General features: G+C 43.8%; 15 protein-coding genes and 1 riboswitch. Of the genes, 3 read left to right on the plus strand and 12 right to left on the minus strand.

The window, feature by feature from the left end; all coding sequences use genetic code 11:
* Window positions 1–14: 14 nt before the first annotated feature.
* Window positions 15–206, minus strand: a riboswitch (cobalamin riboswitch).
* A 35-nt stretch (window positions 207–241) separates the two neighbouring features.
* The 10 genes from QNH15_RS21020 to QNH15_RS21065 all read right to left on the minus strand — a co-directional run bounded on the left by QNH15_RS21020 (window position 242) and on the right by QNH15_RS21065 (window position 9,393).
* Complete coding sequence (locus QNH15_RS21020) at window positions 242–808, minus strand: GNAT family N-acetyltransferase (protein WP_283890283.1); 567 nt, start codon at window positions 806–808, stop codon at window positions 242–244.
* A gap of 138 nt (window positions 809–946) precedes the next feature.
* On the minus strand, window positions 947–1,513 hold the full coding sequence (locus QNH15_RS21025) for a Fe-S-containing hydro-lyase (protein WP_283890285.1): 567 nt from the start codon (window positions 1,511–1,513) through the stop codon (window positions 947–949).
* A 9-nt stretch (window positions 1,514–1,522) separates the two neighbouring features.
* The gene (locus QNH15_RS21030; protein WP_283890287.1) at window positions 1,523–2,368 is read right to left on the minus strand and encodes a fumarate hydratase; all 846 of its coding nucleotides are present in this window, start codon (window positions 2,366–2,368) and stop codon (window positions 1,523–1,525) included.
* A gap of 23 nt (window positions 2,369–2,391) precedes the next feature.
* On the minus strand, window positions 2,392–3,756 hold the full coding sequence (locus tag QNH15_RS21035; RefSeq protein WP_283890289.1) for an MmgE/PrpD family protein: 1,365 nt from the start codon (window positions 3,754–3,756) through the stop codon (window positions 2,392–2,394).
* Between the two features lie 66 nt (window positions 3,757–3,822).
* Window positions 3,823–4,485, minus strand: coding sequence for a GntR family transcriptional regulator (locus QNH15_RS21040; protein WP_283890291.1), 663 nt, complete (start codon window positions 4,483–4,485; stop codon window positions 3,823–3,825).
* Window positions 4,486–4,616: 131 nt separating this feature from the next.
* On the minus strand, window positions 4,617–5,966 hold the full coding sequence (locus QNH15_RS21045; protein ID WP_283890293.1) for an MmgE/PrpD family protein: 1,350 nt from the start codon (window positions 5,964–5,966) through the stop codon (window positions 4,617–4,619).
* A complete protein-coding gene (locus tag QNH15_RS21050) occupies window positions 5,960–6,841 on the minus strand; it encodes an HpcH/HpaI aldolase/citrate lyase family protein (RefSeq protein WP_283890295.1) in 882 nt (293 codons plus the stop codon). Before QNH15_RS21050 ends, QNH15_RS21045 begins: the two co-directional genes overlap by 7 nt.
* A 51-nt stretch (window positions 6,842–6,892) precedes the next feature.
* Complete coding sequence (locus tag QNH15_RS21055; protein WP_283890299.1) at window positions 6,893–7,537, minus strand: GntR family transcriptional regulator; 645 nt, start codon at window positions 7,535–7,537, stop codon at window positions 6,893–6,895.
* Between the two features lie 39 nt (window positions 7,538–7,576).
* On the minus strand, window positions 7,577–8,845 hold the full coding sequence (locus QNH15_RS21060; protein ID WP_283890301.1) for a TRAP transporter large permease: 1,269 nt from the start codon (window positions 8,843–8,845) through the stop codon (window positions 7,577–7,579).
* Window positions 8,842–9,393: a TRAP transporter small permease gene (locus tag QNH15_RS21065; RefSeq protein ID WP_283890303.1), complete on the minus strand. Its 552-nt coding sequence runs from the start codon at window positions 9,391–9,393 to the stop codon at window positions 8,842–8,844. The genes QNH15_RS21060 and QNH15_RS21065 overlap by 4 nt, the downstream gene beginning before the upstream one ends.
* A gap of 222 nt (window positions 9,394–9,615) precedes the next feature.
* On the opposite strand from QNH15_RS21065, the gene QNH15_RS21070 reads away from it, so the two are divergent.
* The 3 genes from QNH15_RS21070 to QNH15_RS21080 are packed head-to-tail and all read left to right on the plus strand — an operon-like array spanning window position 9,616 to window position 12,114.
* Window positions 9,616–10,200, plus strand: a complete 585-nt coding sequence (locus tag QNH15_RS21070) for an amino acid synthesis family protein (protein WP_283890305.1) — start codon at window positions 9,616–9,618, stop codon at window positions 10,198–10,200.
* Window positions 10,197–11,159: an NAD(P)-dependent oxidoreductase gene (locus tag QNH15_RS21075; protein WP_283890307.1), complete on the plus strand. Its 963-nt coding sequence runs from the start codon at window positions 10,197–10,199 to the stop codon at window positions 11,157–11,159. The genes QNH15_RS21070 and QNH15_RS21075 overlap by 4 nt, the downstream gene beginning before the upstream one ends.
* Window positions 11,089–12,114 carry a DctP family TRAP transporter solute-binding subunit gene (locus QNH15_RS21080; RefSeq protein ID WP_283890309.1) on the plus strand — a complete coding sequence of 342 codons (1,026 nt, stop codon included), beginning with the start codon at window positions 11,089–11,091 and terminating at the stop codon, window positions 12,112–12,114. The genes QNH15_RS21075 and QNH15_RS21080 overlap by 71 nt, the downstream gene beginning before the upstream one ends.
* Before the next feature lie 56 nt (window positions 12,115–12,170).
* Here the strand turns inward: QNH15_RS21080 and QNH15_RS21085 are convergent, their stop codons facing one another.
* Both QNH15_RS21085 and QNH15_RS21090 read right to left on the minus strand, forming a co-directional pair.
* Window positions 12,171–13,247 (minus strand): tartrate dehydrogenase, encoded by a 1,077-nt coding sequence (locus QNH15_RS21085; RefSeq protein ID WP_283890311.1) that lies wholly within the window; start codon window positions 13,245–13,247, stop codon window positions 12,171–12,173.
* Between the two features lie 25 nt (window positions 13,248–13,272).
* Window positions 13,273–13,932 (minus strand): GntR family transcriptional regulator, encoded by a 660-nt coding sequence (locus tag QNH15_RS21090; protein ID WP_283890313.1) that lies wholly within the window; start codon window positions 13,930–13,932, stop codon window positions 13,273–13,275.
* Window positions 13,933–13,988: the final 56 nt, after the last annotated feature.

A 13,988-nucleotide genomic window follows, 5' to 3' on the forward strand; every position in this document is an offset into this window, starting at 1 on the left:
CTTTTCCTCGAAGGATCGCACATGCGGCTAAGGCAGGTCTCCTGACTCTCGGTCATCTCGAACATCTTCTCCTTCCCATTCTTTAACGAACAGTGGATATAAAAGAAGCTCTACCGATTACAGTGGCGGGACCGCGCTGGACTTGAACCAGCTTCCCTTTTAACGTTTTATTTGACATAAAACAGACCTTAACCGTTATTCAGCTATTTTCATTATAACGCTTTGCCGTAAAATGAAAAGGTTATTTTACGGCCGTCTGACGGGCAGACTTAATCACGTGCTCCTGCCAGTCTGATTTCAGGAGGCCAAGCACATGTATATCATAATAGTGCTCCTCATCATAGTGAGCCAGCCGCCTGATACCCTCTCTTTTAAAACCAAGAGTATCAAGAAGATGCAGGCTTCTCTCGTTATATTCGTATACCTCTGCATCTATCCTGTGCGTTTCCTCCTGAAATAGATGTTGAAATATCCCTTTCAAAGCTTCGCGCATATATCCTTTTCCTCTCTCCTCGCCCAGCCCGAACCGGAGCCACCCGAAACGCTGAATACTCCCCATCCAGTTAAAGCGGACATAGCCCACCGCCTTCCTGCTTTTCTTTTCCATTACCATCAAATAAGTTTCATTTGGGAGCACAAGGCTTTTTTCGATATCCTGCCGCTGGTTGCCTTCGTTGATAATGGTCATGCTTCCGGTAGACATCTTTCGAAACAAAGGATCGCTTTTCCAGTGAGCAATGACGCCTGCATCACTCGATTTAATATCGCGGATACAGAGCCGCTCAAGGTTCATTTCGAACATCGACATGTTCCTCATTCCCCCTTCAATCTCAAAAATTCTATTGTTGTAATACTTATCATAATATGAGTCTATGTAACAAGGAATATCTATCTTTGGTTTCTTTATCAACAGATTAAAAAAAGCATACGATATTGTCGCATGCTTTTACTTCATGTTCTGCTGTTCGGCAAACTGCTGCCTGCCGATTTCGTACCAATCACTTCCTGCACTGTCAATGATGACAACTGCGGGAAAGTTTTTGATGGTCAGCTTGTGAATCGCCTCCGGCCCAAGATCATCGTATGCGATGACTTCACACGAGGTAATAGCTCTTGCAAGCAAAGCTCCCGTTCCCCCGATTGCACCAAAATAGACGGCTTTATTTTTCTGTATGGATTCGGTAACCGCTTTGCTCCTGAGCCCCTTTCCTATCATTCCTTTTAAACCGAGGTCCAGCAGCGCCGGAGTATACTTATCCATTCTTCCGCTGGTTGTCGGTCCTGCCGATCCAATCATCTGTCCCGGCCTCGCCGGTGTAGGACCTACATAATAGATGGTCTGTCCTTCTATTTCTATAGGAAGAGACTCACCCCTGTTCAGTGCTTCATACATTCGTTGATGTGCAGCGTCACGTGCGGTATAGATCGTGCCGCTGATCAGAACGCGTTCACCTGCTCTAAGCCTTTCAGCTTCTTCTGGCTCAAACGGATTTCTAATCGTTTTCGGTGTCATAGCATCCTCCTACAGCCGAATTTCTTTATGCCTGCTTGCATGGCAATTTAAGTTCACAGCGACAGGCAGGGCGGCAATATGACATGGCTCGATTTCAATTTTCACATCCAGTGCCGTCGTATTTCCTCCCATCCCCTGCGGCCCAATGCCAAGCTCATTGATATGATCCATCAACTCTGCTTCAAGGCTGGCTATTTCAGGTCTTTCGCTTCGTACACCTATCGGCCTGAATAAGGACTTTTTAGCCAAATACGCACACCGTTCAAAGTTTCCTCCAATTCCCACACCAACAACGAGTGGTGGGCAGGCATTGGGGCCAGCTTTGGATACCGTATCCAAAATAAACGTCTTTACTCCTTCTACTCCATCGGCAGGCTTCAGCATTTGAAGGGCACTCATATTTTCACTTCCCCCGCCCTTTGCTGACATATGAAGAACAAGATTTTCACCCGGAACCACTTCAATATGAATGACCGATGGTGTATTATAACCTTTGCTTTTTTCCCGTGTAAGGGGATGGTCTACGATAGAATGTCTTAGAAAACCTTCATCATATCCCTTTCTTACACCTTCATTTATCGCATCCTGAAGACTTCCCCCTTCAATAATGCAATTGTTTCCAAGCTCTGCGATAAATACAGAAACACCCGTATCCTGGCACATCGGCACTTGTTCAGCTGCTGCGATCTCAGCATTTTCAATAAGCTGGCCCAAAATGTCTTTACCCGTTTCCGAAGTTTCTGTTTTCAAAGCCGACCGAAAGGCGCTCATCACATCCCCACCAAGCTCGAAATTGGCTTCCTGGCACATTTGGGCTACTTTTTCCACAATCTCCTGATAGGTAATCGCTTTCATAACATCCTCCTGAAATGACTCATCTATTGTGCAGTTCCAATATTTTCGGTTGAGATGGTACGGGAAATCCAATCTGGGACATTGATCTCTTCCAGCTTTAAAATCCGGCTTGCCTCCCCCAGTGGATCCACTAATTTATCTCCCGTGAGCTCCATAAATTTCTTCACAAGCTCATCCTTATTTGCTGGCTGTTCCGGATCTCCCTTGGGAAAATCCGTATGTGCCGAATAGCTGATTCCATTTTGAAGCTTAACTTCCACACTCGCACCCCACTTTTCAGGGTAGGCCGCTTCATAATAAGCATCTTCCTCAACCCCAACGTTCCCCATCAAATCCTTGATGTTTCGTGATTGAAGCGATTCCTCATTGAAATCGGAAAGCGAGGCAGAGCCTTTATGCATCGCAAGAGCCACACAAAACTGGGTACTGAACTTGGATGAATAAATGGAATTTACGGCAGGTTTATCCGTAATATCCAAAACCGTTTTATAGGTTTTCACCTTAATGGATTGAATGTCTTCAAGCTCGAATTCATGGGTATGTTTAATTTTCAGCACACAATCCACTGCGGGATGGGTATGGCGGCAGGAAGCGTGAATTTTGAAGCTGTTCTCCCTGATTTTTAACTGCTTGCCCAGCCCCTCCGTGATTTTTTGGGCATCAGCCTGTTCTGTCATGGCCTCAAAGAAGCCTCTTCTTCCCTCTAGAATACGCGAGGCCCCGGTGAAATTCTTTTGTGCCAGTACAGCTGCCATCGTTCCGTTGTAAGCTGCTTTTGCGGTATGAAGCTGTTTTGTCATGGCTCCGTCCTCAATAAATTCCCAAAGTCCGGCGGCCTGGCTTCCGGCGTTGCCCAGTGCATGGGTCATTTGTACAGGATTTAATTGAAGCAGTTTGGCAACTGCTGCGGCTGCACCAAACGTTCCGCACGTAGCTGTATTGTGGAAATAATAATAATGTGAAGGCGATACCGCTTCTCCAATCCTGTAACAAACCTCATATCCAGCAGCTATTGCTGTAATCAGCTCTTTTCCGCTTAATTGATACGCCTCTGCTATGGCAAGTGCAGCAGGAATAACCACTGTCCCGGCATGAATAATCGATGATTTATGAATATCATCCAGTTCGACTACATGGCTCGCAGCTCCATTGACCAGTACAGCATTTCCAATGGAAGACTTTCCGCCAGTAACAAGAGAAGCCTGCGGATTTCCTCCCCACTCCTCCAGCAAATCCTTTAATGCCTGTACAGGAGGCTCACTGCTTCCCGCGAGTGCTGAGCCATACCAATCAAGAATGCAAAGCTTTGTAAAGTCCACATCCTCTTCTTCTAAGTCCTCATATTTCAGATGATAAACAAATTCAGAGAGCACTTCCGTCAATGTCATGTTCCTACCTCCTGTATTCCTTATAGGATATTGGATCCAAATTAAAATGGTAAAAAGAAAGCGCAATTACTGCGCATCTTTTGAGAGACTCTGAATCAGCATTTCCCCCGTCCGGAGAATATGCTGAGAAACGAGGAGCCCTGCCTTTTCCTTATCCTTATTCTTCAGAGCCTCATAAATTTCCCTGTGCTCAATTTTTGATTTATCAATCTGCCCGCTGATGAGATGAGGGGTTTGCTGAGGAAGCCCGCTCCACAATGTACTAATAAAACTGGTTAGCCTGTTCCACGTACATCGTTTGATAAGCAGTTTATGAAATTCAATATTAGCCAAAACGAAATCCTCAGGATCGGTCTCTGTTTCCATCTTTTCAACAAGGGCTTTAAGTGCATCCAAATCTTCCTTTGTGAGCAGATCTGCTGCCTGCACAACAGCCATCCTTTCCATTTCTGCCCTTAAGGAATAAATTTCTTCAAGTTCTTCCTTATGAATGGATTTAATGATGGCTCCCTTATGAGGCTCCAACTGAATGAGACCTTCAGCCTCCAGCTTGCGGAAGGCCTCTCGTACAGGCATTCTGCTTACTCCAAGCTGCTCAGCAAGGTCTGATTGCTTAAGCCTTTCCCCCGGCTTAAAATCACCTCTGATGATGGCTTCCCTGATAACATTTGTGACTTTTAAATGAAGTGTATCTCTATTCTCAATCCGCAATTCTGGTTTTGCTTTCATATTGGTTACCTTTCTTAAATGAGACTGTTTGCATTTAGGATACAGAATCCATTTTTAATTGTCCAGATTATTCTGATAAGGAAAGGCACAAACTTCCTATCAATGTCTCATTCATTCAGGTAAATATACTCTTATTTTTTTGCCAGTTCTGCCGGTCTGCATAAACTGAAAAATTCGTTTAAATCTTCCAATTCCTCAAAATGGTACACAACATCTATTAATCTGTTTTTCGCTTCCTCACTAACAATATCCCCGGTGACCTCCTTAAATTTCTCCTTTAATTGCTGATCCGTCATCGGGTTGCCTGCACTCCCGATTGACTGTTCGACGAAATGGCTGTATTGACTTCCATCCTTTAGAGTGACTATTACTTCCGCTTGGTCTTCTTTTAATCTTTTATCAATCACAAGTTTGGTCTTATTTCTGATCTCTGAAAAGGCATGGTCATTTACACATTCATCTGTAAACTCTTTTACCCCTGCTTTTCCATGAAGAAGACCCGCTGCCACACAATGGTATACACTAAATTTCCCCTCCAACCCTGTTCTGATCTTTTCTTTGCTTGTCAGTTCTTTTACAAGGGGATGTCCTTTGATCTCAATGGATTGAATGTTCTCAGGCTTGAGCTTGTATTGCCTTGCAAGCGAAATGATTCCGTCAATGGCCGGATGGGTAACGATGCCGCTTGCAAAAGGTTTATAGCTGTTTTTCTCAACCTCCCATTTTGTTCCCCATGCCTCTGTGAGGAGCGTCATGTCTGCCTCCTCTGATAAAACTTTAATAAACCCTCGTTCTGCCTCAAGCGGTGTCACTGAACTGGTGAATCCTTGTTCCCCAAGCAAGGCGGCAAGAAGCCCATTCATTGCAGCTTTTCCCGGGTGATAGGGCTTGGTCATCGTTCCAAACATCTCTCTTAGACCTGTTGGATCTGTCGCAGCAATACCAAGAGAATATGCTGTTCTTTCCGTATCAAGTTTCATCAGTTTACTTATTGCTGCAGCAGCGCCTATACCCCCGACTGTTCCTGTAATATGCCAGCCTCTCCAGTAGTGCGATGGGTATACCGTTAAAGCAAGCCTTGCTTCCACTTCACAACCCACAATAAAGGATTCAAGCACTTCCTTTCCCGAAATTCCGTTTTGCTCCCCGTATGCCAGGATTGCCGGAAAAACCGGAGCTGATGGATGGAGAACCGTCTCCAGCAGCGTATCATCAAAATCATAAATGTGAGAGGACATGCCGTTCAGCAAGGCGGCAAAAAGCATATCAACCTTTTCATCTCTTCCTAACACACTAGCTATGGAAGGGTTCCCAAGCGTTTTTGCTACAGATATTACTTTGTCCATCGATTCATGGTTAGCCGCTCCAATCGCAACCCCGAGCCAGTTCAGCAGGCTGCGTTTTGCCTCATTTACGGCATTTGCGTTCATATCCTCAATAGCGGCGTTACGAATATGATTTGCAGTTTGTTTCGTCACCATCGTTGATATTCTCCTTTTTGATTTGAAAGTGTTAGCAGACGTTTGGCTTTTTTATAGACCGGATAATCTATCATTTTTCCGCCTAAGGATAGTGAAGCCAAGCCTCTTAATTCTGCTTCTTCAAAGGCATGTACAATAGCTTCAGCCTCCTCCACTTCTTTTTGGGTAGGCGAAAAAACTTGATGAATGACCGGAAGCTGTTTAGGATGAATAGCAAGCTTCCCCCTAAAGCCCAGCCTCTTGCTTCTTAATGTTTCATTTCTTAATCCTTCCTCATTTTTTATATCCGTAAAAACCGTATCGACAGGAGCCTCGATTCCGGCTGCCCGGGAAGCGATTACAATTTGAGAACGAGCAAACAGGAGTTCTTCCCCATTTCCATCCGGTTCACAGCCAACATCGAGGGAAAAGTCAACGGAACCGAAAAGAAGCCTGGAAACAGACCGGTGAGAGGAAGCGATTTCATATGCTTCATGAACACCTCTTGCCGTTTCAACCAGTGGCATAACTTCAGGAGAATATGAGATTTTTCTTCTATTCAGCCGTTCTTCCATATACTCGCAGACCACTTGAATGTTGGCTCCGCTTTCTGCCTTTGGAATAATAATGGAGTCAGCGTTACCCTCAATCGCTATTTCAACATCCTTCCTCCAGAACGGCGTTGTTATATCGTTAATTCTTATACAGACGGCCTTGTTGCTCGTCCTGTCTAAAAGCTTTTGAAGAGTTCTTTTCCCTGCTTCTTCCTTTTCTCCTAATGCCACTGCATCCTCCAAATCGATGATGACATGGTCTGCTTCAGATTTTAGAGCCTTATCAATCATTTCAGATGAAACAGGAGGAACAAATAGATAAGAACGGTTCATGTTTTTCATAACATCCCTCCATTAAAGGATATTGGATCCAGGAAAACTAAAAAGCAAGGCTTACTCCAACAGCCGAGTAAGCGCACTTCCTGACCGTGTGATATGCAATTCCATCATTTGCCGGAGCTTAATGGGATCTTTGTCTTCAATGGCCTGCAGCATCAACTTGTGCTCTTCATTGGAAACCTGCATGGTCTCGGGCACAAGACTCGGCAAATGAGCCGCATATCCATTAATAAATTCACTGCAAAGTTTTTTTATCTTTTTCCAGTTACAGCCTTTCTGTATTAAAACGTGAAACTCCTGATTGTGTTTGATATAGGAATCCAGGTTGTTCACCTGAATATCCTTGTCCATCTGTTCAATGAGCACTTTGAGATTCCAGATGTCCTGCTCTGTAAGGAAATTCATGGATTTTTGAACCGTTATTCCTTCAAACATTGAGCGAAGATAATACAATTCCTCGATATCTTCTTTCGTGATTCCAATTACCTGCGCTCCCTTGTGAGGCAGCATTTCAACCAGACCCTCCCGCTCCAGACATCTGAGTGCCTCACGAATCGGCATCCGGCTAACCCCAAGCTTTTGGGCCAATTCATCCTGAACCAGCCGCTCGCCGGGTTTATATTCTTTTTTGAAAATCGATTCACGAATCATCGCGGTCACTTTTTCCTGAAGCGTTGCATAATCGAAGGCTTGTTTCATAGTGATTACCCCTTTAATATTCTTGGTGTAGAGTATACATTATTTTGCCAAATAAAGGGCTAACTGCGGAAAAATAACCACAATGACAAGAGCGAGAACCATCAGTGCGAAAAATGGAAGAACGCCCTGTACCACCGCTCCTACCTTTTCCCTGGAAATTCCGCTGACAACAAATAAGTTTAATCCCACAGGCGGTGTAATCATGGCCAATTCCATGTTGATGGTCATGATGATGGCAAAGTGGATGATATTGATATCAAATAAAGCAAGGACCGGAAGAAGAATTGGCAAGGTTATCAGAATGATCGCCACTGATTCCAGGAACATGCCAAGTACAAAGAACATGAGGTTTACCCCAATCATAAAAATCCACTTGTTGGCTGTACTCTGTTCAATCCATAGGGCAAAGTTTTGCGGTACCTGTTCTGTGGTGAGAAACATTCCAAAAATCATGGCGGCAGCAATGACCAAAAAAATCATCGATGTAATATTGATAGATTCCCTCAGCACTTCTCGAAACTTTGCAAAGTTAAGTTCCCTGTAAATGAAAACCGAGACGATAAACCCGTAGAAACAGGCTACAAAAGCGGCTTCTGTCGGTGTAACAATCCCCGAGTAAATTCCGCCCAGAATAATAATGGGCAAAAGAAAGCCCCAGATCGCTTTTACAGACTTTTTCATGCGCTGTTCCATGCTCTGTTTTGGCAGCTTTCCGTAGTTGTTGATTCTTGCATTGATGATCGCTGAAATCAGCAAAATCCCTCCAAGCAGCAAACCAGGAATGACCCCTGCTGCAAATAGCTTCCCTACAGATTCTTCAGCAACAGAGGCATAAATAATGAGCGGAATAGAAGGTGGAATAAGTATGCCGAGTGTGCCTGAAGCAGCCACTAATCCCATCGCATACTTTTTGCTGTAACCGGCTTCCACCATCCCCGGGATCATGATGCTGCCGATTGCAGCGGCTGTTGCCGGGCTGGATCCTGAAATGGCAGCAAAAATCATGCAGGCAATCACCGTAACGACCGCCAGGCCGCCGCGTATATGTCCAATCCAGGATTTAAGCGCTTCAATCAAGTAATAGGATATCCCTCCTTTTGACATAATGATTCCTGCCAGAACAAAGCCTGGGATCGCCATTAAGGTAGCGGAATTCAAAGCGTTAAACATTTTTTGAATAACGGTATATAACGTGAAATCAATCATGGATAGAGCAACAATGCTGGAAAGTCCAAGACTCACAGCGATCGGAACCCTCAAGATACACAGCAGGGCAAATACTAGGAACAGCACAAGAACCGGACTCATGCCCCCACCTCTTTCCCTTTAGATTCTGGCGATTCTACAAGTTCCTCATACAAATGATCGAGTTCACCCTGAAACTCTTTCCGTTCACCCCTTGCGCTCTTAATTGCCTTAACCAGAAAGTAAATACCTAAAAGCCCCATCCCAATGGGGAGGACCAAATAGGTGATCCAAATGGGCAGTCCCACATCAATCGTTTTTATGTTCTGCATTTTTGAAAGCGTTATCAATTCAAGAGACGAATAGGCCAAATAAAATGAATAGACTGCACCAATCAAATTACTGAGTGCAGCAAAGATCTTCTTCCACTGGAAAGGAAGCCTGTCGAAAAGCAATTCCACCATAATATGGCGATTATCTTTTAGTGCTCGGCCAAATCCAATAAAAATGGCCCATACCATCAAAAACTCAAAGATTTCTGTCACCCATGCAGTAGGAGCATTTAACACGTAACGTGTAAAAACTCCATATAAACTGACAAGTACTCCTCCGATAAACAGCACCCCTGTTAAGCCTTCCTCTACGATGTCCAGCCATTTAAAGAGTTTCATGCGATCAACTCCTTTTTTCATAAATTGTATCCAATCTATGCAACTTGATTAATTCTCAATATACTATGTGATCCAACAAAAATAAACAGAAAATTTTAATTTTTTATTATTTTTTATGTATTCACAAGATTTAAATAGTTTGTTATACTCAAAATTACAACAAAGAATTCGGCTGTCGACAGGGATGATTGTATCCAATCTAACAAAAAGGAAGGTGTAGAAATGGAACTGGAGATCAGGAAAATTGTTACGATTTCAGAAGAAACGTATATTGAAGGCTTTAAAAAAGCAGAAAATCCTGTCAGGATAGCAGCATCACTTGCTGTTATTAAAAACCCCTTTGCAGGCCGATATGAAGAAAATCTTCAGCCACTAATTGAAAGCGCTTCCGAAAAACTCGGGGCCTTGCTGCCTCAAAAAGCTATGGAAGCGCTTGGGATCACCGGAGCGGATGTAGAAGGTTATGGAAAGGGTGCCCTCGTTGGATTGGATGGAGAAATCGAACACGGATCAGCGATTATCCATACCCTCACGTTTGGCAATCCGTTTCGAACATTGTGCGACAATGCGGAAACTCTCCTTCCGTCCGCCGAGAAACGCGGTTCAGCGGGAAGTTCAATTGATCTGGCGATTAAGCACAAAATGGACCCAAAAATAAGAAGCCATCATATGACCTTTGAAACAAGAATTCCTGACGCTCCACGAAATGCTGAGATTATCATCGCAGCTGTTGTCACTGCCAGCGGACGAGCCCATCCGCGCATAGGTTCCCTGCATAAAGAATTGGAAGGCATCTTTCCTTCTTGAACCAGGTAGGATTTATCGGTTTAGGGAAAATGGGCTTCCCCATGGCCGTTCAATTGCTAAAAGCGAACTACCCTGTATTTGGCATGGATCTTAACCAACAAACCATGAAGCAATTTCAAATGCTTGGCGGTGTCCCTTCCACTTTTGAAGAAATCATACATAGCACACAATACATCATATTGATGCTTCCTTCTTCCAGGACCGTCAACACGATCATCGACTCTCTCTTGGACATCTATCAATCTGGTAATCTGAAGAGTAAGCCAACCATCATCGACATGAGCAGCTCGTATCCCGAAGACACCAGGCAGAATGAGCAAAAATTAAAGGCGCTTGGCCTTGGATTTCTGGATGCTCCCGTCAGCGGCGGCATAAAAAAGGCAGCCGAAGGCACATTGACCATTATGACTGGCGGAAAGGACTCCTTATTCAGAGAATGTAAACCACTGCTTGAAGCAATGGGAAGTAAACTATTCCATGTCGGCCCCATCGGCAGCGGACATTTAATCAAAGCTGTGAATAACTATTTATCTGCTGCCCATCTTCTGACAACCTGCGAAACGATTCATCTTTTAGAAAACTACGGAGTAAAGCCGGAGACTGCTATTAATGTTTTTAACAATAGCACCGGCAGAAGTGGTTCCACAGAATACAAGTTTCCATCCTTTATTTTGAACAACAGCTACCAATCCGGCTTCAGCCTTGAGTTAATGAGCAAGGATGTTAAGATGGCAAGCCGACTCTATGAAGATATGGGCGCGGCTACGGCTTTTCCGCAAGCGGTCTGTCAAAAGCTTGAGGAAGCACAGCATGCATTGCCTGAAAACGCCGATCATACAGAATTATTTACCTATATAGCCACTTATCTATTAACAGGGAGGAATTCTGATGAAGAATGTAAAGAAACTGATAACAGGTTTACTGCTTTTTGTACTAACGCTCAGCCTCGCAGCCTGTAATTCCAGCAGTAAAACATCTGCTGATGACAAAGGCATTCAAAAAATGACCATTAAGATCTCTCATGTCGTTGCTGAAAATACACCAAAACAAAAAGGCGCCCTCGCAATGAAAGATGTGATTGAAAAGGAATCTGACGGCAAGATTAAGGTGCAGGTTTACCCGAACAGCCAGTTGTTTGGTGACAAGGATGAATATCAGAATCTGGTAGCGAACAATGCTCAGTTCATTATTCCCGATATGTCAAAACTTGTGGGTAATGATCCGGGCTTCAATATCCCGGCAATGCCGTTTCTGTTTGAATCGGACCAGGCTGCTGATGATTTCTGGGATGGTGAAAAAGGGAAGGAGATCTTTAAACGACTTGAAAAAGATGGGGTTCTGGGTCTATCCATGTGGCCAAACGGTGCCAAACATATTACAAATGATAAAAAACCGATTACCAAGCCTGAAGACCTGCAAGGCATGAAAATCAGAACACAGGGTGGACAGTTACTTGAATCTTTGTATAAAACACTCGGAGCAGGCTCAACCTCCATTCCTTTTGGAGAACTCTATACAGCCCTTCAGCAGGGAACCGTTGATGGTGAAGAAAACACATATAGTAATATAGAATCCAAAAAGTTTGATGAAGTTCAAAAGTATACGACCGATATCGGTCATACCCGAGTCGACTATGCTCTTTTAACCAATACAAAGTTTTGGGACGGACTTAACGATGAAACGAAGGCCATTATTCAAAAAGGGATTGAAAAAGGAACAAAAGTCGCCAGGAAATCTGCAGCCCAGCTAAACAAAGATGCAGAGAAGAAAATGGAGGACCGGGGAAAAACCAAGGTCACAAAACTAACCAGCGAACAAAAGGATGCCTTTAAAAAAGCACTGGAGCCTGTCTATAAAGAATGGGCAAAAAAAATCGGTCCCGATATTATCAAGGACGCTGAAAGCAGAAAATAGTTTTTAGATGTAAAAAAATAAAAAGCGGCTCAGGCACCAAGCCTGAGCCGCTTTTTTTATCGTTTAGACAGCGTTTTGCTTTTTAGCAGGCGGTCACAAATTTCCTGGCTAACCTCATGGGTTGAAGAGGTGCCCCCAATATCCGGTGTTTTAAATTGGTCTTCTGTAACTTCCTCAATCACATCAAGCAGTCTTTGGCCAAGCTCCTCTTCCCCAAAGTGATCCAGCATCATTTTGGCTGTCCAGATTTGGCCGATCGGATTGGCAATTCCTTTCCCTACTATATCTGGAGCGGACCCATGAACAGGCTCAAACATTGAAGGATATTTACCGTTCAGGTTAATATTGGCAGCAGGTGCAATGCCTATGCTTCCCATGATGGCTCCCCCGATATCTGTTAAAATATCGCCGAACAGGTTACTCGCCACAATGACATCAAAAATTTGGGGCCGGGTGACAAAAAAGGCAGCCAGTGCATCAATATGATAGGAAGCTGTTTCTATGTCCGGATACTCCTTTTTCACATCGTTAAATACACTGTCCCAAAATGGCATAGTGTGCACAATACCATTGGATTTAGTAGCCGAAGTCACATGCCCGCGGCGGTGTTTAGCAAGTTCAAAGGCATACTTCATAGCCCGTTCTGTCCCTTTCCTTGTAAATACCGCATTTTGTATAGCCATTTCATCCTCGCCGCTATGGATTCTTCCACCTACTTCACTGTATTCCCCCTCACTATTTTCCCTCACCACGATCAGATCAAAATCATTCGGATTGGTGAGCGGTGACCGCAGTCCTTTAAAGTATTTGGCCGGACGAATATTGATTGATTGCTCAAATTCTCTTCTGATTTTGATCAGGAGGCCCCAAAGCGAAACATGGTCAGGAACAATTTGGGGGTTTCCTACAGCTCCCAAAAAGATGGCATTAAAGTTTTTCAGCGTTTCTAGTCCGTCCTCTGGCATCATCTGCCCATGTTCCAAATAATATTCACAACTCCACGGGAATTCTTTATATGTAAATTTCAACCCTCCATGAAGCTCGGCAATTGTATCCAGCACTTTTAATGAAACCGGAACGACCTCTTTCCCTATTCCATCTCCTGATATGACAGCGATTTCAAAATGCTTCATTCGTAAACTCCTCCTCTTATTTCTTTTATTGTTCGAAAAGTGCTGACAAATTTCTTAAATCTTCTTCTGTGTGCTCTCTGACCGCAAGAGCTGCTTTTTCTGGTTTCTTTTCCCCAATGGCAGTAAAGATCCTTCGATGACCTACAAGAATTGCTTCAGCCCGTTTAGGACCTACGATATTTAAGCTTCTGTAATAGTAGGTTAATGAAGCCAGTTCTTCCACCAGTTTTTTTAATCGTCTGTTCCCAGAGTAATCAATGATGAGGTCATGAAACCTGGCATTGAGGACAACTATTTCTGACTTTTCACCTTTAATGATGGCCTCCTCTGTATCTCGCAGCACTTGATCAAGCAGATGAAGCTGCTCATTCGTAATTCTCTCTGCTGCAAGAGCAACAGCTGTGGTTTCAAGTGAAAGCCTGCAATCATAAATATCCTTCACATCCTCCCATGAAGGCTTATATACAGAGATTTGTGACCTTTCATCCATTACAAGCAATCCTTCATGTATTAATGTTCGTATCGCCTCTCTTACCGGACTTCGGCTAATGGAAAACTGTTTGGCAATTTGTGCTTCGTACACTCTTTCTCCCGGCTTGTATTCCCCTTTCCATATTTGTTCTTTTATCGTCTGCTGGATTTGCTGATAGTAAGGTAATGCTTTTTGCAAGGATAACTGGTTCATCGTTTCCCCTCTTCTCATGTCGGCTGTCGACAGGTTTACTTATATTATATTCCTAA

This window comes from Fictibacillus enclensis, assembly GCF_030123385.1.
Taxonomy (GTDB): domain Bacteria; phylum Bacillota; class Bacilli; order Bacillales; family Fictibacillaceae; genus Fictibacillus_C; species Fictibacillus_C enclensis.